Raw genomic sequence first — 24,058 nt, forward strand, 5'->3', positions numbered from 1 at the left:
GTGTGTTTTTAGTATCTATTAATATTAATTAATCAACTGATTGCAGTGCTTCTAGCATGTTAACATCTTGAATCTTTTTATTCATCATTGCCATGACAATTAATAAAAAGATAATTGTTAATCCAACTGATATTCCCATGTTAGCCCAAGTAATTCCTGGTGCAACCATTGCAGTTGATGGTGGCAAAATATCCATAATATAGGCATGGAAGGCATACCCAACGCCAATACCTACAATAATACCTCCACCTGTAAGACTATTTACTTCACGGAAGATATACATAAGAACTTCATTAGGATAAAATCCTAATACTTTTAGAGTAGATAATTCCCTAATTCGTTCAGAAACATTAATATTAGTCAAAGTGTATAATACAACCAATGATAAAAGCGTTGCAGCAAGCACAATTACGATAATTAAGTTATTTAGATTACTTAAAATATTTGTAATTGTCTTTTTGTTTTCATTAGATTGTACAGTTTGCAAAGCTGCTTGCTTATGATTAAAGTTTTCAGCAAAATTATTACTTGATTTTCCTTTTTTCAAGGTTATCAGATATGCATTATCTACAGGCCTTTTATTATAAACTTTGTCATAATAATTTTTATTCATATAGATAAAGTGTCCTGCATACATAGTAGTAATTGCACTAACTTTAATTTTATGTTTAACGCCAACTGAATCTTCAATCTTGAAAGTATCACCAACTTTAACACCTTGAATTTTGGCAAGTTTTTGAGAAATAACAGCTCCATTATTACTTAAATTTATTTTTTTGCCAGTTTTAGCATTACTTAATTCAATAAATTGACTAAGTTTATTTGTTTTATTTGGAACTATAAGTGAAATATTTTCACGAGTATTTGAGTTGCTGGTTGTTGAATAAACATTATTGAAGTAAATAGGGGTTTGATGATTAATAGAGTTTGAATCTGTAACAAGGTTCTTTATTTTGTTTACTTGATTTTTAGGAGCATTAGAATTATAAATTGTGATTAAATCATATTTATCAATATGTCCAAATTGTCTCTGGACTATAGTATTAAGTGAATCTCTAATCCCAAATCCTGTAATCATTAATGCAGTAGCTCCAGCTACTCCGATAATAGTCATAATCATACGACCTTTATAACGGAACAAATTACGAGCAGTTACTTTATGTGAAAAGTTCATATGTTGCCAAATAGGTTTTATTCGTTCTAGTAAAATTTTTGAACCTTTTGTTGGAGGCTTTGGCAACATCAGTTCTGCAGGGACTGTCTTTAATTCGGATCTGACTGCTAGCCAAGATGCTAACACTGTTGAAAATAGAGCTAATAAAAATCCTATTATGATATATACAGGGTGCAAAGATAATAATATACTACCTAAATCAAAGTTAGCTGTATAAGCTCTAAAAATAATGCGAGGTAATACAATTAAACCTAAAAGACTACCAATAATAGTACCAATAACAGCTTCTGAAAAACTATAAAGTAAGAATTCACGCATAGCTTCAAATTTTGTATAACCTAAAGCACGCAAAGTACCTAATTCGATACGCTCTTCTTCAACCATTCTTTGCATAGTTGTGAAACTTACTAAAATAGCAATTAAGAAGAAAAATAATGGGAAAGAAGTACCAATTGCATCGATTCGTGAAGAATCTTCACCATAATTGTTATAGCCATCATTGTAATTATTACGGCTTTCAACAGTTAAGTCAGCAGCAGTACTTAATGATTTTAGACTTGATTTTGCATTAGTGATAATAGTTTTAATATCTGAAATTGCAGTTTGTTGTTTTGCTAAATCAGTTTTTTTAGTATTTAAAGCCTCTTGTTGTTGCTTGATTTGTGCAATAGCAGGTGCATTATTAGCAGCTTGTGCTTGTTTTAAAGCCATATCTAAATTGCTTTGTGCACTATCTAATTGTTTTGAAGCGTCATTTAAAGAATTAGTACCTGCATTAATTTCATTTTGTCCATTAGTAATTTTGTCATCAAGATTTTTGCGTAAACGGTTATAACGCTTAGTATTATATTTATTTAAAGTCTTTTGCCATTTATCAGTTTCAACTTTTGCATAGTGTTCATAATCTTTTGAATAAGCTTTACCTTTATTTTTGGCAAATGATATTTTTGCAATATTTGGTTGATTAGAAGTAAAGGCGGACTTAGTAACATATGCAAATCCATCTAGTTCACCATTGCCTAGACTAGTTGTTCCAATATTATCTTTTTTAATAAATTCAGTTGATGATGCAAAACCTACGACTTTATAACTATGCTTCATCAATCCAGTAGAAGTATCAGTTTTGTCGGTCACTAGTGTGATTTTGTCACCAATTTTATAATCTTTTTTTAGACTAGAGCTTAAGACTATCTGGCTATCATTTTTTGCTCGATGTCCTTTTGTAAGTGTCATTTTTGACAATACATGAGGATTACTTTGAACTCGAATAGCTTTCTTTCCTTTTTTAATTAAGACATCTGTAGTATGTCCAAACTCTACATCTTTAGTATTAGAAAGTGATTTAATTTTGTTTTGGTCAGTTTTATCAAAAGAAATAGGGGATGTTACTATTGCATCTGCTAAATGTTCTGTAGTATAAGCTTTTTGTGCAGTATCTCGCATATCAGGACCAGTTACATTTAAACCAATTAATACAAAAATTGCTAGTGTTAATAATGCAGAAATTGAAATGAATCTAGGTAATGATGACTTAAACTCGCGAATAATATTTTTATTCAATAATTTCATTTTTACACTTCTTACCATTCAAGCTCGGATACAGGTGTTGGATGTTCATTATGAACATCAGATTTTACTCGACCATCTGAAATTTCAATTACGTGGTCAGCCATTGATTTAATCAATGAATTGTGTGTAACGATGATTACATTCTTTTTTGCATTATGAGTGAAATCTTGGAAAAGCTGTAAAATCTTTTTACCTGTATGATAATCTAATGCCCCAGTTGGCTCATCTGCTAAAAGTAGTTCTGGTCTTTTAGCAATCGCACGTGCAATTGCGACACGTTGTTGTTCACCACCGGATAATTGAGCAGGGAAGTTTTGCATGCGGGCTTTTAAACCTACATCTGTTAATACTTCCTGAGGATTCATTGCATTGTCAGATAATTGAGAAGCTAATTCGACGTTTTCAAGAGCAGTTAGGTTAGGAATTAAGTTATAAAACTGAAATACAAAACCAATTTTCTTTCGTCTATATGTTGTAAGACCGCGGTCATCTAATCCTGCTAATTCTAATCCATTAACATCAACTGAACCGCTAGTTAAATGATCCATTCCTCCTAATACATTAAGTAAAGTGGATTTACCTGCACCAGATTCACCTAAGATAATGGTTAATTCACCTGGCGCAATTTCAAAATTAATTTTATTATTTGCGGTAACTTTGTTTTCACCAGTTCCATAAATCTTTGTTTCATCTTTTACTGAAATAAAATGTTTCATTGATTTTTCCTTTCTTATATTTAATAATAGACACTATGTTAATCAAATTTTATTTTATTAAAGCACAACTTTTGCTTACTTCTATGTACAACATCCAAAAATGTGTTCATCAAATTAAAATTATGAGGTAAAAAAATGACAACACAAGCTGAACGAGTTCAACAAACTAAAGATAATATTATTGAAGCATTAATTCATATTGGTAAGAAAAAACCAATAACACAGATTACAGTTAGTGATATTACCAGAGCTAGTAAGATTAGTAGGGGAACATTTTATTTACATTATTTAGATAAAGAAGATTTAATTGATCAGGTTGAAGCTGAAATTATTAATAAGTTTCATAAAATCATAAAAAATGATATTCAAGGAACAATGGATTATGACAAATTAGTAAAAGGCGAACCTTATGATTTTGTCATAAATATTGTTGCTGTTGCAGATAAAAATCGAGAGTTACTAAAACTACTTTTTGGTTCTAATGGAGATTCAACTTTTTATGCAAAAATCACAGATATATTAAAAGAAGCAATCTCTAAAGATCTTATTAGAGTAAAAGGTAACTCACATTTTTCATCTGAATTTCCTTTAGATTATGCATTACGCTTAATTGTTAATACTATAATGACCATTATTAATACATGGCTAGATAGTGATGATCATTTATCCCAAAAAGAAATTAGTAAACTAATCATGCGGGCATTATATTTATCACCTTATGAAATGTTAGATATTAAATCTAATCCTTCAAAATAATAAATGTTACATGTGAAACATTTCTATTTGTGTTCTTCAATATATTCTTTTAATGCAACACCTGTGCGTGAATTTGCACATTTCATACTATCTTTAGGAGTTCCAGTGAAGCAGACTTGACCACCATATTTACCAGCATCTGGTCCCATATCAATTAACCAATCTGCTTTACTAATCATCTGCAAATTATGCTCGATTAAAATTAAAGTATTGCCTTTGTTTACTAGATCTTCAAACAACTTAATCAAATGTTCAGTGTTTTTTAAATGCAATCCTGTAGTTGGCTCATCTAGGAAATAAATACTACCTGAATGATCTAATTCTAGTGCTAATTTAACTCGCTGCAGTTCACCACCAGATAGGGTAGTCATCGATTGATTCAAAGTTAAATAACCTAGTCCAACTTTTAATAAGGTAGATACTTTATTGTAAATTTCTGAAACATCTTTGAAAAATACAGCAATTTCACTAAGAGGCATGTCTAAAACTTCTGCGATATCTTTATCATGATATTTATATTGGAGAACTTCTGGATTATATCTCTTACCATGACACACCTCACAAGTTTGGACAACGGGATCCATAAATGCCATTTCAGTGATAACGACGCCTTTTCCTTTGCAGTTCGGGCAAGCTCCTTTACCGTTATAGCTGAATAACTGAGTAGATACTTTATTAGCTTTACCAAATAGACGACGAATTGTATTTAAGATGTTTAAATAAGTTGCAGGGGTTGAGCGGATATTAATTCCAACTCCATCTTGAGTCAAATCAATATAATCTTGGTCGCTAACTTTTTGCTTAATTGCTGAAACTAATGTGCTTTTACCAGAGCCTGCAGGCCCTGTAACAATGGTCATTACTTTAGTAGGGATTTTGACACTAACATCTTTTAAGTTGTGATTAGTCAAATGATTTAATTCTATCCAAGAGTCTGCTTTTCTAACAGGATCACGGAATTTTATTTCTTGTCGCATCATTTGCCCTGTAATGGTATTTGATTTGAGTAATTCAGGATAGCTACCAGTAAATGTGACTTGACCACCATTTTTACCAGCTTCAGGACCAATTTCTACTACATAATCTGCCATTTTGATAATACTTGGATTATGATCTACTAAGATTACAGTATTACCTTGCTCTTTTAAAGCGTTAAGGGATGCTACAATTTGCTTAATGTCATGTGGGTGCAACCCAACACTTGGTTCATCTAGAATATAAACTAAATCAGATAATGAACTATTTAAATATTTGGCAATTTTGATTCTTTGAGCTTCGCCACCAGATAGGGTTCCAGTACCGCGATTTAAAGATAAATAACCTAATCCAATATCAATTAAGGCTTTTACTCTGCTGCTTAAATCGCGAATTATTTCTTGAGCGATGGGTTCTTTAATTGTCTTTAAAAAACTTAATACAGAAACTAAATCCATCTCACCCAATTCAGCAATATTAGTTCCTTTGATTTTGACTGTTAAAGCTTCTGGTTTCAAGCGGCTACCTTGACATAATGGACATGTTTGACGATGCACTACTTCAGCAATAGCCGCTTTATGACGTCGACCTTCAGCGCTATGAACTATAGAACGCATAATTCGTGGAATTAATCCTTCATATTTGGCAGTTTTTGGCCAAGTAGCAGGTGGGTCAACTAGTTTTTGCTGAGGGGCATACATGAACATGTCATATTCTTTTTTAGAATAATCTTTAATAGGCTTATCTAAATCAAATAATCCAGTCATTGCATATTCATCCCAGCGCCAAGTCCCAGGTCCAAAGCTTACAAAAGTAATAGCACCCTCATTTAATGATTTATTTTTATCGATGATTTTATTTTCATCTATTACATCTATATAACCTAATCCTTGACAGCGTGGACACATTCCTTGAGGTAAGTTAAATGAGTAGTTTTCTGAATAACCAATCCAAGGCTTACCAATGCGTGAATACATTAGACGTAATAAAGAATAAATTCCTGTATAAGTAGCTAAAGTTGAACGATCATTTCTGCCAATGGGCTTTTGTTCAACGACAATTGCGACGGGAAGGTGTTTAATATCGCCAACTTTTGCTTGTCCATATTTAGGTAAGTATTGCTGAGTAAAACTTGGAAAAGTTTGATTTAATTCTCTTCTAGAAGTTGCGGCTAGGGTATCAAATACTAATGAAGATTTACCGCTTCCAGATAATCCAGCAAATACTGTAGTTTTGTACTTAGGAATTTTTAAAGTAACATGTTTTAAGTTGTTTTGAGTTGCATCATCAATTTCGATAAAACCCTTATCAAATATATTATCCATATTAAAAAATCTCCTTTGTTACTTAGCAAGTTTATTTTATAACTTTTGTAAGCGTTAATAAATTTTTGAATGTCAAACACCCAATACTAGAGCTAACTTTTTGACCAGTATGAGAAAATATCACAAGCAAAAACATATAAGTAGTAATAATTACTTATAAAAAATAGTCACACTTTGTGAAATTATTATTTATATGAAAATGCTTACAATGCATATTTATAGATAATTGCAAGCCCTTGCATTATTTTTAGTTTGTGTTTTAATCATAAGTGTAAGAAACAAAAACGATTTAAGGAGATGCGAAATATGGTAGAAAAAATTAGTGGCTCAGATGCTATGATGAAAGCTTTATATGACTGGCATATTGACCATATTTTTGGTTTACCCGGTGGTTCATTTGACTCAACAATGAACGCTATTTATAACTGGAAGAATAGAATTAGATATATTCAAGTTCGTCACGAAGAAGCAGGTGCATTAGCTGCTTCTGCTGAATACAAATTAACTGGAAAAATTGGTGTTTGTTTTGGTTCAGCAGGTCCTGGTGCAATTCACTTGATGAATGGTTTATACGATGCAAAATATGACCATACACCAATGCTTGCAATTGTTGCTAATGTTCCAACTTCACGTCAAAATATTGACTTCTTCCAAGCCTTTGATGAAGCACCTTGGTTCCGTGATGTTGCCGTTTGGGATCACCAAGCTGCAACTAAAGAAGCATTGCCTGCAATGATTGATGAAGCAATCAGACAAGCATATGCTAAAAAAGGTCCTGCAGTTGTTGTGGTACCAAAGGACTTTGGTTGGCAACAGATTAATGATACATTCCAAGTTAACTATCCAAACCATGTTAAACCATTGTATCCAATGCCTGATAAGAAATATGTTGATGAAGCGGTTAAATTAATTGCTGAAGCAAAATCACCAATGGTTTACTTTGGTATTGGTGCTAGAGATGCAGCTAAAGAATTAAAGGAATTTTCAGATAAATTCAAGATGCCATTAGCTTCATCAGTATTAGCTAAAGGTATTGTTGAAGATGACTTTCCTGCATATATGGGATCAATTGGTAGAGTTGCTCCAAAGACTGGTGTTGATTTAGGTTACAATACTGATTTAATCGTTTGGGTAGGTAACAATGTACCATTCTCAATCTTCTTATTTAACCCTAAAGCAAAAGTTATTCAAATTGATATTGATTCTGAAAAATTGGGTAAGAGACACCACATTGATGTGCCAATGCTTGCTGATGCAAAACAATCATTAAGAGCAATTATGGATGCAGGTGTTGATCGTGAACCTTCAGCATTTTACAAGGCTGCATTAGATGACAAAGAAAACTGGGAAGAGTGGCAAGATAGCTTTAAAGATTCAGATGAGATGCCTGTACGTCCAGAACCGATCTTTGATGCAATTAACAATGCCGCTTCAGACAACGCTGTATTTGCAGTTGATGTAGGTAATGTTAACATCAACTTCGCTCGTTTGATGAAATTACATGGTAACCAACGCTGGACTACTTCTGGATTATACGCAACCATGGGGTATGGTGTTCCTGCATCATTAGCTGCAGCTGCAGTATATCCAGATCGTGATATTTATTCATTAAGTGGTGATGGTGGATTTGCAATGATGTCAGAAGAAATTATGACTCAAGCTAAATTCAACATGCATGTAATTAATGTAGTATTTTCAAATGAAACATTAGGTTACATTGAGGCTGAACAAATTGATGACTCACACCAACCATTATCTGGTGTATCACTTCCAGACACTGACTGGGCAAAAGTTGGTGAAGGAATGGGTGCAAAAGGCTTCACTGTTCACACTAAAGCTGAAATGGAAGATGCTTTGGCACAAGCTAAGGCATACGAAGGTCCAAGTGTTATCGATGTTAAATTCACTCATGAAATGCCATTTACTACTGAACACATGGCATTAGATGATGCAGAATTCGTTGAAAAATACGATGCACAAGCATTGAAACCATTCAGTTACTTTTTAAAGAAGTATGGTGAAACAGTTAATGACAAACCAGCTGAAAAATTAGCAGAAGATGCTGTAAAAGCAGCTGATGAAGATGCAACAACTAGTGCTTCTCAACAATAAAAGTTAAAAATGAAATAAAGCGAAACCTTGGGTTTCGCTTTTTTGTTTACCAAAAAGTATAATGAAATAAGATGTTTTATGGAGGGAAAATTGTAATGCAACAATTCGGTGTAATCGGCTTAGCAGTTATGGGTAAAAATTTAGCCTTAAATATGCGTAGCCACAATATCTCTGTGTCAGGCTTTAGTATCGATAAAAAAGAAGTGGATGCTTTAGCAAAATATGAAGATAGTGAATTAAAGCCAACATATACTTGGGAAGAATTTGTTAATTCACTAGAAAAGCCACGTAAAATCTTAATTATGATCAGAGCTGGTAAGCCAGTAGATCAAACTTTAGAAAAATTATCTACATTATTAGATCCTGGCGATATCGTTATTGATGGAGGAAATTCAAACTTCCATGATACAGCAAGAAGATATAAAGAATTAGAAAAATCTGGAATTCACTTTATTGGTATGGGTGTTTCTGGAGGTGAAGAAGGAGCTTTACATGGTCCTGCTTTAATGCCAGGTGGTGATAAAGAAGCATATGATGAAGTATATCCATATTTGAAACAAATCGCTGCTAAGACTCCTGAAGGCAGACCTTGTGTTAGTTACATCGGCCCTGGTGCCAGTGGCCATTATGTAAAAATGGTTCACAATGGTATCGAATATGGAATGATGCAAATCATCAGTGAAGTATATGATATTATGCGCAAAGTGGGCAATTTATCAAATGATGAAATGTCTGAAATTTTTGCTAAATGGAATGAAGGCCAATTAAAAACATACTTAGTTGAAATTACTTCTGAAGTTTTAAAGCAAAAAGATAACTTAACTGACGACTATGTAATTGACCATATCTTGAATGTAGCTTCATACAAGGGTACTGGAAATTGGATGTTAGAAGATGCAATTAAGTTAGGAGCTCCAATTAGTGTTATTGCAGAAGCTGTATTAGCTAGATTTATGTCAAAAGCTACTACAAGAGAAGCAGTTATGCCAACTTGGGCACCAAAGTCAGTTCCAGATGATTTAATTAAGAATTTGGAAGGCGCACTATTTTTAGCTCAAAGTGTTTCATATGCTCAAGGATTCGAACAAATGACAATGGCTGGAAAGGCTTATGATTGGAAATTACGTTTTCCATCAATTGCTCAAAACTGGGAAGCTGGATGCATTATTAGATCAGCATCATTAAAAGATATTGAAGATGCTTATATTGAAGATAATGATCTAGCCAACTTATTTGAATCACCATATTTCAATAAAGTTATGGAAAAATATTTACCTGCATTAAGAGCAGTTTTGAAATTAGCTGCAGAAGCTGAGATCCCAACTCCTACACTTAGTGCTGCACGTAATTATTTGGAATCAATTTTTAATCCAAGCTTACCTGCAAACCTAATCCAAGGACAACGTGATTACTTTGGTGCACATACATACTTGCGCAATGATCGTGAAGGAGTATTCCACACTGAATGGTATGAGGAAAAATAAGAATTTTTCATAAAATGCCACTAGCATTTAGCTAATGGCATTTTTTTGCGCTAAAATAAAAAATGAAATTGATAAGGGGATGTCTATGGATAACAAATTTAATGATATAGCGCCTTTAAAAATGCTATGTAAAGCAATTATTGTTGGCTTATTAGCTGGGGCAGTTGTAGGAACATTTAGATTATTAATCGAAAAATCACAATTGTTTTGGCGGCAAATTTTTATTTTAAGCCATAATGATCCAAAGTATCTGCTTTTAATTATTGCTAGCTTTTTAGTAGTTGGCATAATTGCAGGATATTTAGTAAAGCAACAACCTCATGCAGGAGGGTCTGGTATTCCAGAAGTTGAGTTGCAACTGCAAGGAAAATTGCATTTAAATTGGTGGCCAATTTTATGGAGAAAATTTATTGGTGGAATTTTAGCAATTGGAACAGGTTTATTTTTGGGAAGAGAAGGACCATCCATTCAATTAGGATCTTCAATTGGCCAAGGTGTCGCAAATAAATTAAAAACTAGTCGAGGCGATGCTAGAGTGTTACTTGCTACAGGGGCTGCTAGTGGGTTAGCTGCAGCGTTTGATGCACCATTAGGTGGGACGATGTTTGTGTTGGAAGAAGTCTATCATAACTTTTCACCTCGTGTATGGATTAATTCACTAGCTGGGGCATTGGCTGCTAATTTTGTTACTAGTAATATTTTTGGTCAAAAACCAGTTCTAGCGATTAAGTATAATGTTGCATTTCCACTGCCTTTATATTGGCATTTGTTAGTATTAGGCATCATCTTAGGAGTGCTAGGTTGGGTATATCAAATAGGGTTACTCAATTTAACAAAAGTATATCTAAAAATAAAAGTTATTCCTCGCTGGCTACAAGGAATAATTCCTTTAATTTTGTTAATTCCAATTGCTTATTTTGTTCCTAATTCAATTGGTGGAGGAAATAATTTAATCTTAGCTTTAAAAAATAGAAATATAGTTTGGATATTAGCTGGGCTATTTGTATTAAGATTAATCTTTTCACTTATTTCATATGACTCTGGATTGCCAGGAGGCATTTTCTTGCCAATCCTTGCATTAGGAGCCTTAATTGGGGCAGTTTATGGCTTATTTATGTCAAATATAGGGCTATTGCCAAGGAAATTAGTTGTTGACTTAATTATTTTTTCAATGGCTGGATACTTCTCTGGAATTGTTAGGTCGCCCTTTACAGCGATTTTATTGATTACAGAAATGGTCGGATCATTAATGCATCTAATGCCCCTGGCAGTCTTAGGGTTAGTGGCATACATAGTTAATGATTATATGGGTGGAGAGCCTATATATGAAAGCTTAGCTGATCGTATGGAGCCAGAAGAGGTCAAAAACTATGCTGATAGAGAAGATCAATTATCAATTCCTATTTATGAAGGCAGTTTTTTAGATAATAAAACTGTTTCACAAATCAAGTGGCCTGATCATACATTATTGCAATTAATCCATCGTGGAGGTCATGATATTATTCCTAATGGTCAAACTGTTATTAGGGCAGGAGATTTGTTGATTTTAGAAATTGACCAAAATCGTCGTGCTGCAGTATTTGATCAAATGGAAAAAATGCAGAAGCAATAGATTGAAAAAGGTAAAACAAAAAGCGAGCAGGGATGCTCGTTTTAGTATATTCTGTAATCAAGCTATATAGATTTTAATGCTCTAACTGGAATAATATCCTTGCATATATATGAGTGGAGGATAATTGAAACCAATAATCTTTCTAAGGAATATAAGAAAAAATCTAAAGGTCTTTTCAAAAAAGAATATATCAAATCACTAGCTGTGAACAACGTATCTGTATCCATTAATGAAAATGAACATATTGGCTTGGTAGGATTAAATGATTCTGGGAAATCTACTTTAATCAAAATGATTTTAGGTATATTACAACCTTCTGGGGGCTCTGTGAAGACTTTTGTCTAAGTATCGTCAAAAAAATGCTATGCACATTGGCATTGTTTTCGGGCAAAGAAGCCAATTAAGATGGGATCTGCCATCAATTGATACATTAAAGTTGAACCAAGAAATCTATCAAATTCCTAATGATGTTTTTGAAAAACTATCAAAGTACAGGGAGTTAACTCCCTATTTTTTATGGAATTAATCACTAATGATAATATACTTTAAACATTTAAAATTATGAAAAATCCAATGAAAACAAAAAATAACACATACATCATTGGAGATACTTCTTTATAACGCTTTGAAGCAATCATAGTAATTGGATATGCAATCATTCCAAGAGCTAATCCATCTGAGATGTTGTAAGTCAAAGGCATCCCTACAACTACTAAAAATGCTGGAAATGCTAGTTCAAATTTGTTCCAGTTTATTTTAGCTAAATTTTGAGCCATTAACACACCAACAATAATTAATGCAGGAGCAGTAACAGTAGTAGGAATAACAGTCAATAGAGGACTAAATACCATACTAATCAAAAAGAAAAATCCAATAAAGATAGCTGTTAATCCGGTTTTTCCTCCCATTGCAATCCCCGCACTTGATTCAACTGAAGTTCCTAATGGTGCAGTTCCCAACACAGCACCTTCAATCATTGCAGTTGAATCTGCTAAAAATGCACGACCAATTCTAGGTATTTTACCATTTTTATCAACTAATCCAGCTTGTTGGGTCATTCCAATTAGTGTACCTGCAGTATCAAAAAATGTTACTAATAAAAATGTTAAAACTACTAATCCTAATTGAACCGTATTAATATCTTTTAAATGAAAAATAGCCTTACCAAAAGTGGGAGCTAAACTAGGAGCTGGTGCAATAAAACTATGAGGTAATGGAATTTGACCTATTGCAATGCCAAAAATTGCAGTAATGACCATGCCAATAAAAATAGATCCTGGAACATTCATTGACATCAAAACCACTGTTAAAACTAACCCAAATAATGCAATCCAAACACTAGGATCATTAAATGAACCTAAAGTTACTAAAGTTGAATCACTATTAACAATGATTTTGCCATTTTGCAATCCAATAAAGGCAATAAACAAGCCTATTCCTGCAGAAATTGCATATTTTAAGTCTGTAGGTATAGCATCGACTACTTTTTCTCTTAACTTCATCAAAGTAATTAAAACAAATAAAAATGATGCTACTAAAACCGCTGCTAGTGCAGTAGCCCAATTTATATGCATTCCCACACAGACGTTATATGCAAAAAATGCCCCACTTCCTAACGTTGGCGCTAGTGCAATTGGATAGTTTGCAACTAATCCCATAATAAAACATCCAATTGCTGTAGCTAATGCAGTGGCTGTAAATGCGGCTCCTTTATCAATTCCTCCAGCATGCAAGATATTTGGATTAACAAATAAAATGTAAGAAAGACTGACAAAAGTAGTTAATGCTGCAACAAATTCACGTCTAATAGAAGTGTGTGCACCTTGTAAATCAAATAAATTATTTATACTTTTCATTGATATCCCCTAACTAACCGATTTTTATTAGTTTAGTCATTTTCTTAGTAACTAGTCAAGTTAGGGTACAAAAAAACTTTCATTTGCATGAAAGTTAGTAAAAGTATTACATATTTAAAATCCATAAAAATCCAATGAAGACAAAGAATAATGCATACATCATAGGGGATACTTCTTTGCCACGTTTTGCGGCAATCATAGTGATTGGATAGGTGATTAATCCTAATGCTAATCCATCAGAGATTGAATAAGTTAATGGCATTCCCAAAACGATCAAAAATGCAGGAATAGCAATTTCTAATTTCGTCCATTCAATATGAGCTAAATTTTGAGCCATTAACACACCAACAATAATTAATGCAGGAGCTGTAACTTGAGAAGTAATAACACTTAATAATGGACTAAAAATTAAACTGATTAAAAAGAATACTCCTACAAATACTGCAGTTAATCCACTACGACCACCAACTGCAATACCTGCACTTGATTCTACAAATGCACCAACAGGTGAAGTTCCTAAGATTGCTCCTACTGTCATTGCAGAAGAGTCTGCAGCTAGTGCTTTTCCTACACGTGGCATTTTATTATTTTTCATTAATCCTGCTTGTTGAGCTAGCCCAATTAGTGTACCTGCAGTATCAAAAAATGTTACTAACAAAAAAGTTAAAACAACTACAATCATTTGCAGTGAATTAATATCTTTGACGTGCAAGATTGCCTGTCCAAAAGTTGGAGCTAGACTAGGTGCTGCTGAGATGTAATGAGTTGGCAATGGAATTTGCCCAATTAAAATTCCAAAAATAGAAGTTAAAACCATGCCAATAAAAATAGCACCAGGAATGCGCATAATCATTAAAATAATTGTCACAATTAAGCCAAAAATTGCAATCCATACAGTAGCTGATTTTAAAGAACCTAAGCTAACTAAAGTATCTTTGTTAGCTCCAATAATGCCACCATTTTGTAAGCCTAAAAATGCAATGAATAATCCAATACCTGCAGAAATTGCTGATTTCAAATCTGCTGGAATAGAATCGATAATTTTTTCTCTTAATTTCAACAATGTAATTATTACGAAAATAATTGAAGCTACAAATACTGAAGCTAAGGCTGTTTGCCATGATACACGCATACCAATACATACTGAATAAGCAAAAAATGCGTTAATTCCTAAAGCAGGTGCTGTTGCAATTGGATAATTAGCAACAATTCCCATAATGAAACATCCTAATGCACTAGCTAGTGCGGTTGCTGTAAAAACAGCTCCCTTATTCATACCACCAGCACCTAATACATTAGGATTAACAAATAAAATATAAGACATACTAACAAAAGTAGTTAATCCAGCTAATAATTCCGTTTTAATATTAGTATGTAATTTATCTAGGTTAAAATATTTAGTAATAAATTGCATTCTTAGTCCTCCTCATATTGTTCGTATTTTAATAAATATAAGCAACGTAAATAACTCTACCACTAATAAAATTATAAGTAAACACGAATTATGAAAATGAGCTAATATGATATATATAGCGCTTATTATGGAAGCGCTTGAAAGAAGCTGTTACAATAGAATTGTAGTATATCAATAAGTGTTTTATATAGAGAGGCAAAAAATCATGACTTATTATTACAAAGGTTATCCTCAAAATGATGTTGAAAAACCAGTCAAAATGGTTAATGTTGAAGAACTAGAAAATAGAGCTAAATATGTAATACCCGAGCCTGCTTATTACTATATTGCTAGTGGCTCTGAAAATGAGTGGACTTGGCGCAATAATACAACTGCTTTTAACCACTATCAAATAGTGCCAAGAGCATTAACCAATACTTCTAATCCTGAAACTGATACTAAGTTTTTAGGGATGGATTTAAAGATGCCGCTGATGATTTCACCTATTGCAGCACATGGAATTGCCCATAAAGAGGCGGAATTAGATACTGCAAGAGGAGCTAAAATGGCAGGTGCACTATTTTCATCTAGTACTTATGCAAATATGAGTGTAGAAGATATTGCAAAAGCTGCAGGGGATGCACCAAGAGTCTTCCAGTTATATATGAGTCGCGATTGGGACTTTAATAAGATGGTGTTAACTGCAGTTAAAGAAAGTGGTTATAAAGCTATATTGTTAACTGTTGATGCATTAGTATCAGGTTATAGAGAAGCAAATATTAGAACACACTTTACATATCCAGTTCCAATGGCCTTTTTCACTAAATATTTGCAAGGCAAAGGAGAGGGTAAAGGTCAAAGTGTAGCTCAAATGTATAAGATGTCTGCACAAAAAATCGGACCTGATGATGTTGAAAAGATAAAAGAAATATCTGGCTTGCCTGTATTTGTTAAAGGTGTAATGTGTGCAGAAGATGCATTTAAAGCAATGGGAGCAGGAGCTGATGGAATTGTAGTATCAAACCATGGTGGTCGTGAAGTTGATGGAGCTCCAGCTACAATTGATGTATTACCAGAAATTGCAAAAGCTGTTAATAAGAGAATCCCTATTATCTTGGACTCAGGTGTTAGAAGAGGATCACATATCTTTAAAGCCCTTGCATTAGGAGCTGACTTAGTAGGTATTGGTCGTCCATTTCTATATGGCTTAGCATTAGGTGGTGCACAAGGTGTTGAGTCTGTATTAAATCAATTAACAAAAGAGTTAAAGATTGATATGGAACTAACTGGATGCAAGACAATTGAAGATATTAAACATGCTAAAATTGATCACTTCAGATTTACGGCTGATAATCAATTATCTTCAACAAGTCCACAAATTATCAAACCATATCCAGTAACTCCTGAAAATACCATGAAAGATGAGCAATTAAAAGCTGATGCTTCTACAGGAGCTTCTGAAGAATAAAATAGAGCACAATAAAAAACGGCTTTCGTTTAAAAGCCGTTTTTTAGTTGCCAAATTTTGCGTTTTGGCCTTCTTGCCAATCTTCAGGTAAGTTACCAATAGATTTTAGTTTATCATCAATTTGGTTCAAAATAATTTTACGATCAGTTGGATTTTCCATAAAATCTAATCGTTCACCATCAATAATCATTTTTGGTGAATAATCATAATCTGAATACCACTTCTTATAGTACTTTAGCAGTGTCTTGTAATAATCTTCAAGACCTGGATCATAATTTAATTGCTCATATTCTCTACCGCGCTTCTTAATTCGCTTAATCATTGTGTCATAGTCTACATGAATATGAACTAATAAATCAGGACGTTTTTTAGGCATTCCCTTTAATTCTTGCATCATATTAGCTAATAAATCATCATAGATCTTAACTTCTGTATCTGTAACACGTCCCATATCTGCATTCATGTGGAAGAATAATGAATCTTCATAAATTGAACGATCCAAAACATTATTATTTTCAGAAAATGCTGCTTTAATACTATGAAATCTAGTATTTAAAAAGTAAATTTGTAATAAAAAAGCATATTTTTTAGGATCTGCATAATATAGTGGCAAAACAGGGTTGTTATCAACACTTTCATAGAAGGCATTAGTTTTTAAATGATCTGCCATAATTCCAGTAAGACTTGATTTTCCGGCACCAATGGGCCCACTTAATACAATAACTGTCATCACGTTCTTTCTTTCTTATTACTAGATGTTGTTTGTGTATACAAGTTTATAGCAATATGTGGGGGTTATCAAGTAGATTTTACTAAAAAATAAAAATAAATAAGGCAACCACTTATGTAAGCGATTGCCTTATTTTCGATAGAACAATAAATTTATTTATTGCTTAATTTTGCAGCAGCAACTTCATCACAGATAACAATTGCATCAGGGTGCTTTTGTAAAATTGAAGCAGGAACTTGTTCAGTAACTGGGCCTTCAACTAACTTCTTTAAAGCATCTTGTTTTGCTTCGCCAAATGCTAACAATATAAGTTGTTTTGCACTCATAATAGATTTAATACCCATACAAATTGCTTCACGTGGAACATCTTCTTCGTTTTCAAAGAATCGACTATTTGCGTCAATTGTGCTTTGAGTTAATTTAACTTCACGAGTTTCAGTATCAAATGAAGAACCTGGTTCGTTAAATGCAATGTGACCATTGCGTCCAACACCTAATAATTGAATATCAATAGGATTGTCAGCAATTATCTTATTGTAGCGTTTAACTTCAGCACTGATATCTTTCGCCATACCATTTGGAATGTATGAATGTGCAAATGGCTTTTTGTCAAATAAATATTTTTTCATGAAGTAATGATAACTTTGAGGATTGTCAGGCTTTAAACCAACATATTCATCTAAGTTAACACTTGTTAATTTAGAAAAGTCTAGATCGCTATCAATCATTTCCTTGTATAAGCCAAGTGGTGAAGAACCTGTAGCAAGTCCTAACACTTTTGCTCCATTTTCAATACCTTGTTTAAAAATTTCAAAAGCTTTTTTACTTCCAGCATCTTTGTCTTTTGTAATAATAAGTTTCATAGTACTACCTCCATATCTATTGGTCTAGTCCATTGTATAATGGTCTAGACCAAAAGTCAATGAATTTTATTTGGTCTTTATATAATTTGTACCATCCGCTTTTGGTGCTATTGAACTGCCGAAGAATAAAACCAAAACAAGAATAGTAATCACATAAGGTGCAATTTGTAAATAAACCGGAGGTACTGCACTAATTCCTGGCAATTGACTACCAATAATACTCAAACTTTGGGCAAAACCAAAAAATAATGATGCAGCCATTGCACCTAGTGGATTCCATTTACCAAAAATCATTGCAGCTAGTGCCATAAAACCTTGACCTACAATAGTAGATACTGAAAAATTACCTGAAATTGATTGAGCAAATACTGCACCACCAATTCCACCTAATAATCCAGAAATTAACACACCGCTATATCTCATTGCATAAACATTAATCCCCAAAGTATCTGCTGCTTGAGGATTTTCACCACAAGAGCGCAAGCGCAAACCAAAGCGAGTTTTATACATAATAAACCAAGATATTACTGCTAATAAAATTGCACACCAAGCAGGGGCTGAGGTATTTTTAAAAAATATAGGTCCAATGAATGGAATTTGTGATAACCCAGGAAATGAAAAGTAACCAAAACTTGCTGAAATATTTTCAGTTTGTCCTTTATTGTAAATAGCTTTAATTAAAAATACTGCTAAAGGAGGAGCCATAATATCTAACACAGTACCGCTGATGATATGATCTGCATGAAAACTGACAGTAGCTACTGCATGAAGCAAAGAAAATAATAAGCCAACAATTCCTCCAACTAATAATCCAAGCCATGGGGTGAAAGCACCAAAGACTTTAGCAAAGGATAAGTTAAATACGACGCTAGAAAAAGCGCCCATTACCATGATTCCTTCTAATCCAACGTTAACAATTCCACCATTTTCACTATATGCACCTCCAAGTGCAGTAAAAATTAAGGGTGCAGAATAAACTAAAGTAGAGGATACAATTAATGCTAATATTGTAGTTAAATTCATGGTTATGCTTCCTCCTTATCAGCTTTTGTGAAGTCTTCATTTTCTTCAGAAGTTTCTGTTTTTTGACTATCTAATTTAATAGGGGATTTTGGTTTAAATAATAGTTTAATGACATAATTAATTGCTACAAAAAAGATGATAGCTGCAATTACGATGGACACTATTTCATAAGGAATTCCAGCCATTGTTTGCATGCCTAAACCACCAATTTTTAAAATAGAAAATAAAATCGCTGCTAACAATATTCCAACTGCACTAGCACCACCAAGTAATGCAACAGATAAGCCATCCCAGCCAATATCTAAACTAGTAGTTTGAGTAAAGTAATTTTGGTATGTTCCAAGACCTTGTACAACGCCACCTAATCCTGCAAAGGCGCCAGAATACAGCATTGATAAAATAATATTTTTCTTTGAAGACATTCCTGCATATCTGCTGGCAAATGGGTTAAGACCAACTGCTTTAATTTCAAATCCAGCAGTAGTTTTTTTCATTAAAAACCAATAAAAAATCAAAGCAATTAATGCTATAAAGATCCCCGCATTAATTCTTGCACCATTAAATAAATTAGTTAGCCATGATAATCGCAATGAACCATTAGGTGAAACGGTTTTAGTTGCATCAATAGTTAATCTTAATGTCTTTGGCATAACTTGCTGCATTAAGTATTGACACGCATATAAAACAATATAGTTCATCATAATGGTGACGATAACTTCATTAGTGCCAAAATATGCCCGTAACACTCCAGCGACTCCAGCAATTAAGGCTCCAACTATCGCACCAACTATTATTGCGTAAGGCAATAAAATTATTTTAGGCATATGAGGATTAGCTAGTGCAATCCAAATTGCTGCAAGCCAGCCGCCTTGAGCTTGTCCAGGCAATCCAATATTGAAAAATCCAGCACTACTTGCTATAGAAAATCCAATAGCAGTTAAAATTAATGGAGTTGCTTCTCTAATAGTTTCACCAATTCCGTTCATGTTGCCTAAAGCACTTTGCAGCATCGATGTATAAGCCAGGATTGGATTATAACTCCAAGCTAGCATAATTATAGCCCCAACTAAAAAACCTGCTAAAACGGAGATTATGGGCACTAAAATACGCTTAGTTTTTTCACTTGTTTTAATCAATTAATTGCACCATCTTTCTGTTTGATTCCAGTCATTAATAACCCCAATTGTTTTTCATTAGTATTTTCAGGTTTTACTTCATCAGATTTTTGCCCATCATGTAATACTAAAATTCGATCAGATAAATTCATTATTTCATCTAACTCATATGAAATTAATAAAATAGCTTTTCCTTGATTGCGTTGTTTTAATAATTGGCTATGAATATATTCAATAGCTCCAACATCCAATCCTCTAGTAGGCTGAAAAACAATAATTAAGTCACTATTGCGATCTAATTCTCGTGCAATGATAACTTTTTGCTGGTTACCGCCGGATAAATCAGCTGTTTTTAAATTTATGCCAGTGGTTCTAATATCGTATTTTTTTATTAGTTTTTTTGCATGGGAATCAATAGCTTGATTGTTAATAATGCCATGATTTGAAAATGGTTTTTGATAGTAAGTTTGCAAGACAATATTATCAGCCAATGATAGTTGCAAAATTAAACCGAATTTTTGTCTATCAGCTGGAACGTGTGACACACCAAGTTCAGTTATTTGGCGAACTTTTTTATTGGTCATGTCTTTATTTTTAATAATTACTTGTCCAGATTCAACATGTCTCAAACCAGTTAATGCTTCAACTAATTCATCTTGTCCATTGCCATCAATTCCAGCTATTCCTAAGATTTCCCCTTGATGAACATCAAAAGACAATCCTTTAATTGCTAAAACATTATTATTGCGCTTAACTTTTAGATCTTTAACAGCTAAGATTTTTTTGCCCTCAGAGATTTGTTTTTTAGTTAAACGAAAATTCACATGTCGTCCCACCATTAATTCAGCAAGCTGTTCATCGCTAGTTTCAGCTACTGGTTTTGTAGTAATACTTTTTCCGTGACGAATAATTGTAACGGTGTCTGCGCTACTGCGAATCTCTTTTAGTTTATGTGTTATTAAAATAATAGATTTACCTTCGTGAGCTAAATTTTTTAAGATTTTAATAAATTCAGTAATTTCTTGAGGGGTTAAAACTGCAGTTGGCTCATCAAAGATTAAAATATCAGCTCCTCGATATAAGACTTTAAGAATTTCAACTCGTTGCTGCTGGGCAACAGTGATATTTTTGATTTTAGCATCCGGGTTAATTGCTAGGCCGTATTTGTTTGATAATTCTAAGATTTTATTACGACCTTTTTTGAAGTCTAAGATAGGTCCAATAGTAGTTTCATGACCTAATAAGATATTTTCTAAAACTGTAAAAGAATCAGCTAACATAAAATGCTGGTGAACCATACCGATACCGAGTTTTTGAGCGATATTTGGACTTGAAATATTAACTTTTTTTCCTCGAATAATAATTTCTCCAGAAGTAGGTTCTAACAATCCAGATAAAATACTCATAAGTGTTGATTTACCAGCACCATTTTCACCTAATAAAGCTAGGATTTCGCCTTTGTGCAGAGTTAGATTGATATCATTATTTGCTTTGAAGCCACCAAAGCTTTTGACAATATGGCGCATTTGAATGATAGGGGTTGTAGTTTCCATATAATTGCCTTTCTGTAAAAAAACCACTTCACACTAATTGCGGAAGTGGTTGAGATTTTTATTAGTTTTAAGGTTTTGTAACTACTTTAATTTTGCCTGAGATGATATCTTGGCGAATCATTTGAACTTGCTTCCAAACCTTTTGACTCAATTGACCTTTGGTTAAAGCAACACCGTTATTTTCTAAACCAAATAATAAATGTTTGCCACCTGGGAATTTATTTGAATAAGCATCATTTGCTAAAGTTTTAGTTGCAACAGATACTCCAGTAATATCAGAAGTTAAAGTAAAGTTAGATTTTTGACCACCTTTAGCAGTGTATTCACCTTGAGCACTTTGATCCATATCTACACCAATAACCCATACTTTTTTATCAGCTGGACGTGCTTGGTTGATATCTTTAGCTTGTTGGAAAACTCCGTTTCCTGCAGCACCTGCTGCTTGATAGATAATATCTGCTTTTTTAGCATACATTGATTGAGCAATAGATTTTGCTTTATCAGTACTGGTGAAGTCACCAACATATTGATTTAAAATAGTAATCTTTTTGTTTAACTTTTTAGCTGTATCTTTAACACCTTGGGCAAACCCACCATCAAATAAATCAATTACTTGTCCATGAGTTCCGCCGATGAAACCAACTGTATTAGTTTTTGTTGTATAAGCTGCAGCAACACCAGCTAAGTATGAAGATTCATTACTCTTGAAGTTAACTGAAGCAACATTTTTTTGACCATTGATTAGTTCATCAACGATTACGAAATTCTTCTTAGGGTATTTCTTAGCTGCGGCAGATACTGCATCTTTTAGTGGATATCCAACACCAATAATGGTTTGATATCCAGCATTTGCCGCTTGTTCAAAGTTTGGTTCGTAATCAGAAGCACTATTGGATTGGAAATATTGGTAGCCACCTTTGCCTTGAGATAAGTTATGTTGTTTACCAAATGATTTAAGTCCAGTCCATGCGCTTTCATTAAATGAATGATCATCAATACCACCAGTATCAGTGATCAACGCAACAGAATGTTTATTATTTTTACTAGTACTTGAACCACCTTGTTTTTGTCCTGAACAAGCAGTTAGAGTTAAAGCAACTGCTCCAATAATCGCACTAAATGCGAATATTTTTTTAAATTTAGGACTAATTGTTAATTTAAATGCCATTATTAACTTCTCCTCAAAAAATAAAATTATCAGTATCAAAATAACAATATTTTGTATTGTTGTCAAAATAGTTAATATTGTAACAAAGCCCGTGGTTGAGGGAAACTAAAAAATATAATAACTTAAAAGCCCTTACTTAGACATGGGTTTTAGCACAATATGCAGATTTTTTATAAAAAAATAAGTTTAACCACAATATGTGGATAAACTTATTATATTTTGTGTATTTTTAACAATATATTGAAATAGAATAACTATAACTTGAAAATTATTCCAATCAAAAATCCAATTAATTCAGTATAGCATAATGCGTGAGTAATTTTTATTATTCGGGGAAAGGTAGTAGCCTTTGATTGAATATGCCAAGCATATTTCATATTTTTAATAATTAATGGAATAGTAATTATTATCAAAAGTGTAGAAATTGGCATTACACGAAGATAGACAGCATAAATAGTCGCAGCAAAGCCTAATATACAATAATTGAATGTTAATAAATATAAACTAGGCTTTACACCGATATATGAAACTAAAGTACGACGACCTTGAACTAAATCTTCATCTCGATCACATAAATTATTAGTAAGCATCAGATTAAAGTTGCAAACAAAACCAATTCCTGATGCGACAATGATTGGCCAAGTAAACCTCCAGTTAAATGCGACAAGTCCATGAACATTTATATAGACCATCACAAGAAAAATCCCAATTCCCATCGCAAATCCAGCTGCAAGTTCGCTAAAAGGAGAGCCACTCATTGGATGAGATCCTGTTGAATATGATATAGCAATCCAATAACAGATTATTCCGATTACCCAAACAATCCAATTTGTCTGAAAACCAATTAAAAACGCATTGATCATCGACAGTGCAAATAAAGAAATATCAACCCATTTTACAGATGATAAATTTAAATGATATTTACCAATGGGATTTTTTAGTACTTCTTTAGAATTTAATTTCTTAGCACGCTTATAATCCCAGTATCCGTCATTTATATTTAAGACTATTTGTAAAACTACAGTAGCGATAATCATCTCAATAGTTTCAAATAAATTAAAATGCTTAAAATTATACCAGGCGTACATAATACCTAAAAGCAGTGGCAAAATCGAATTGAATAATGTTCTTGGTTCAACTAGCTCATACCAGCCTTGTTTTTTCAT

General features: G+C 33.1%; 18 protein-coding genes. 6 read left to right on the top strand and 12 right to left on the bottom strand.

All coding sequences use genetic code 11. From position 1 onward, the window contains the following. Positions 1-28 precede the first annotated feature (28 nt). Positions 29-2,743, bottom strand: coding sequence for an ABC transporter permease (locus tag AC38BG_RS02095; RefSeq protein ID WP_489937517.1), 2,715 nt, complete (start codon positions 2,741-2,743; stop codon positions 29-31). Between the two features lie 11 nt (positions 2,744-2,754). Further along, positions 2,755-3,459, bottom strand: a complete 705-nt coding sequence (locus AC38BG_RS02100; RefSeq protein ID WP_489937518.1) for an ABC transporter ATP-binding protein — start codon at positions 3,457-3,459, stop codon at positions 2,755-2,757. Positions 3,460-3,594: 135 nt separating this feature from the next. Between AC38BG_RS02100 and AC38BG_RS02105 the strand changes: the two genes are divergently transcribed. After that, on the top strand, positions 3,595-4,215 hold the full coding sequence (locus AC38BG_RS02105) for a TetR/AcrR family transcriptional regulator (RefSeq protein ID WP_489937519.1): 621 nt from the start codon (positions 3,595-3,597) through the stop codon (positions 4,213-4,215). A gap of 23 nt (positions 4,216-4,238) precedes the next feature. Here the strand turns inward: AC38BG_RS02105 and AC38BG_RS02110 are convergent, their stop codons facing one another. Further along, positions 4,239-6,515 carry an ATP-binding cassette domain-containing protein gene (locus AC38BG_RS02110; protein ID WP_489937520.1) on the bottom strand — a complete coding sequence of 759 codons (2,277 nt, stop codon included), beginning with the start codon at positions 6,513-6,515 and terminating at the stop codon, positions 4,239-4,241. Positions 6,516-6,821: 306 nt separating this feature from the next. Here AC38BG_RS02110 and spxB point away from each other — a divergent pair, with 306 nt between their 5' ends. From spxB to AC38BG_RS02130, 4 genes are all read left to right on the top strand, one after another. Next, positions 6,822-8,627, top strand: a complete 1,806-nt coding sequence (gene spxB / locus AC38BG_RS02115) for a pyruvate oxidase (protein ID WP_489937521.1) — start codon at positions 6,822-6,824, stop codon at positions 8,625-8,627. A gap of 95 nt (positions 8,628-8,722) precedes the next feature. After that, a complete protein-coding gene (gene gndA, locus AC38BG_RS02120; protein WP_489937522.1) occupies positions 8,723-10,111 on the top strand; it encodes an NADP-dependent phosphogluconate dehydrogenase in 1,389 nt (462 codons plus the stop codon). A gap of 85 nt (positions 10,112-10,196) precedes the next feature. Further along, positions 10,197-11,723, top strand: a complete 1,527-nt coding sequence (locus AC38BG_RS02125) for a ClC family H(+)/Cl(-) exchange transporter (protein WP_489937523.1) — start codon at positions 10,197-10,199, stop codon at positions 11,721-11,723. 204 nt (positions 11,724-11,927) lie between these two features. Continuing rightward, positions 11,928-12,068 (top strand): ATP-binding cassette domain-containing protein, encoded by a 141-nt coding sequence (locus AC38BG_RS02130; RefSeq protein ID WP_489937826.1) that lies wholly within the window; start codon positions 11,928-11,930, stop codon positions 12,066-12,068. A gap of 200 nt (positions 12,069-12,268) precedes the next feature. Here AC38BG_RS02130 and AC38BG_RS02135 read toward each other — a convergent pair whose 3' ends face one another. Both AC38BG_RS02135 and AC38BG_RS02140 read right to left on the bottom strand, forming a co-directional pair. Beyond that, the gene (locus AC38BG_RS02135) at positions 12,269-13,579 is read right to left on the bottom strand and encodes an NCS2 family permease (RefSeq protein ID WP_489937524.1); all 1,311 of its coding nucleotides are present in this window, start codon (positions 13,577-13,579) and stop codon (positions 12,269-12,271) included. 106 nt (positions 13,580-13,685) lie between these two features. Beyond that, entirely contained in the window at positions 13,686-14,993 is a 1,308-nt protein-coding gene (locus AC38BG_RS02140; protein WP_489937525.1) for an NCS2 family permease, read from the bottom strand. Positions 14,994-15,198: 205 nt separating this feature from the next. On the opposite strand from AC38BG_RS02140, the gene AC38BG_RS02145 reads away from it, so the two are divergent. Beyond that, on the top strand, positions 15,199-16,440 hold the full coding sequence (locus tag AC38BG_RS02145; RefSeq protein WP_489937526.1) for a lactate oxidase: 1,242 nt from the start codon (positions 15,199-15,201) through the stop codon (positions 16,438-16,440). Between the two features lie 43 nt (positions 16,441-16,483). Here the strand turns inward: AC38BG_RS02145 and AC38BG_RS02150 are convergent, their stop codons facing one another. The 7 genes from AC38BG_RS02150 to AC38BG_RS02180 all read right to left on the bottom strand — a co-directional run bounded on the left by AC38BG_RS02150 (position 16,484) and on the right by AC38BG_RS02180 (position 24,058). Continuing rightward, the gene (locus tag AC38BG_RS02150) at positions 16,484-17,170 is read right to left on the bottom strand and encodes a deoxynucleoside kinase (RefSeq protein WP_489937527.1); all 687 of its coding nucleotides are present in this window, start codon (positions 17,168-17,170) and stop codon (positions 16,484-16,486) included. A 152-nt stretch (positions 17,171-17,322) separates the two neighbouring features. Continuing rightward, on the bottom strand, positions 17,323-18,033 hold the full coding sequence (gene nagB, locus AC38BG_RS02155; protein ID WP_489937528.1) for a glucosamine-6-phosphate deaminase: 711 nt from the start codon (positions 18,031-18,033) through the stop codon (positions 17,323-17,325). Positions 18,034-18,099: 66 nt separating this feature from the next. Then, the gene (locus AC38BG_RS02160; RefSeq protein WP_489937529.1) at positions 18,100-19,056 is read right to left on the bottom strand and encodes an ABC transporter permease; all 957 of its coding nucleotides are present in this window, start codon (positions 19,054-19,056) and stop codon (positions 18,100-18,102) included. A 2-nt stretch (positions 19,057-19,058) separates the two neighbouring features. After that, entirely contained in the window at positions 19,059-20,192 is a 1,134-nt protein-coding gene (locus AC38BG_RS02165) for an ABC transporter permease (RefSeq protein ID WP_489937530.1), read from the bottom strand. After that, positions 20,189-21,724: an ABC transporter ATP-binding protein gene (locus AC38BG_RS02170; protein WP_489937531.1), complete on the bottom strand. Its 1,536-nt coding sequence runs from the start codon at positions 21,722-21,724 to the stop codon at positions 20,189-20,191. Before AC38BG_RS02170 ends, AC38BG_RS02165 begins: the two co-directional genes overlap by 4 nt. Before the next feature lie 67 nt (positions 21,725-21,791). Beyond that, positions 21,792-22,874: a BMP family lipoprotein gene (locus AC38BG_RS02175; RefSeq protein WP_489937827.1), complete on the bottom strand. Its 1,083-nt coding sequence runs from the start codon at positions 22,872-22,874 to the stop codon at positions 21,792-21,794. A gap of 272 nt (positions 22,875-23,146) precedes the next feature. Beyond that, the gene (locus AC38BG_RS02180) at positions 23,147-24,058 is read right to left on the bottom strand and encodes a prenyltransferase (RefSeq protein WP_489937532.1); all 912 of its coding nucleotides are present in this window, start codon (positions 24,056-24,058) and stop codon (positions 23,147-23,149) included.

The sequence above is a fragment of the Lactobacillus sp. M44 genome (assembly GCF_058130005.1).